Here is a 1088-nt window from a genome sequence, read left to right as displayed (position 1 = left end):
GGTTGGCACGGCAAAAAGATCGTGCTCTTTTATGTGTACGCTTCGATTTGATCGCCATTTTACCGTGGCGTTGGCCGCAGCATATTCCAGCATTTTTTATGTCTAATAAATAAGAGTTTCTCTATCGTTTTAACCATGGTAGATGGAAAATATCTTGTTTATACACATGCGTTAGAAAAAGTGCCTAATAATTTGAGCGCTATGAGGAGTGAAAGATGGATGATTATGAAAAGTTTGCAACGGGTTTGTTGATTGTTTTTGGGGCGCTGATTATTGGTGGTTTAATGGCAATGCATATCGTGCTTATGAATAAACCAGGTTTTTTATTTGCATTAGCGGCTGCGATTGTTGGTTGGTTTTCCGCTTTTGCGGTGCTCTTTGATAAACCTAAAGTTTATTTGACATTGATTATTCTTGCCATGCTTTGTGTTGCATCTTCAATTAGTATCTATGTAAGTTAAAATGGCAAAGCGTTGGTTGGGTGTCCTTGGAAATTTTGAGAGCGAGGAGTAAAAATGACAATTGGCTTTTTAGGAACAGGTAAAATCAGTGCTTCAATGGTTGATGGTTTAATGAGAAGCGTTTTTGATGTTCCTTCCATTATCCTCTCACCACGCAATGCAAAAAGAGCAGAGCATCTTTCACGCAATTATGATAAGGTTATCATTGCTGAGAATAATCAAGCGTTGTTAGATGTCTGTGATTGTGTTTTTCTTTGTCTTCCCATCCAAATTGCAGAAGAGGTCTTGCGTTCTCTTCGTTTTCGTCCAGAGCAGCTTGTTGTTTCCGTGCTTGCCATGGCAAAAGCAGCAGAAGTTGAAGAGTGGATCAACCATAAGGTTTATCGTGCTGTTCCACTTCCTTTTGTGGCAGAATGTAAAAATTTGACGCCAATTTATCCTGATCATCCATTTTTACGAAGTTTATTTGATGCCTTGGGTGGGACATTGGTGTTGGATGCGGAGGAGCAGTTTAATCTTTTCATGACGGCTGGTTCACTTATGGGCGTTTATTTTAATTTTATAGAAACAGCCCATAAATGGTTTATAACACAAGGGTTAAAGAAGCAGCAATCAGCAGATTTTCTT

2 protein-coding genes and 1 pseudogene are annotated in these 1088 nt (G+C 39.0%); all 3 read left to right on the top strand.

Annotated features, from left to right (window positions below; genetic code table 11):
• Positions 1-113, top strand: a pseudogene (locus ACFINO_RS09895) (YraN family protein); the annotation flags it as partial.
• Positions 114-215: 102 nt separating this feature from the next.
• A complete protein-coding gene (locus ACFINO_RS09890; RefSeq protein WP_011181065.1) occupies positions 216-461 on the top strand; it encodes a hypothetical protein in 246 nt (81 codons plus the stop codon).
• Between the two features lie 54 nt (positions 462-515).
• The coding region (locus tag ACFINO_RS09885) for a pyrroline-5-carboxylate reductase (RefSeq protein WP_375655640.1) at positions 516-1088 on the top strand (573 nt) is incomplete at its 3' end.

Source organism: Bartonella sp. AA83SXKL (assembly GCF_042196965.1).
In the GTDB taxonomy this organism is placed as follows: Bacteria; Pseudomonadota; Alphaproteobacteria; order Rhizobiales; family Rhizobiaceae; genus Bartonella.
Note: the sequence above shows the minus strand (reverse complement) of the source record. Positions and strands in the feature narration are given on the sequence as shown.

Coding starts and splice junctions, on each gene's coding strand:
- ACFINO_RS09890 (WP_011181065.1), top strand. CDS start 216: ATGGATGATTATGAAAAGTTTGCAACGGGTTTGTTGATTGTTTTTGGG.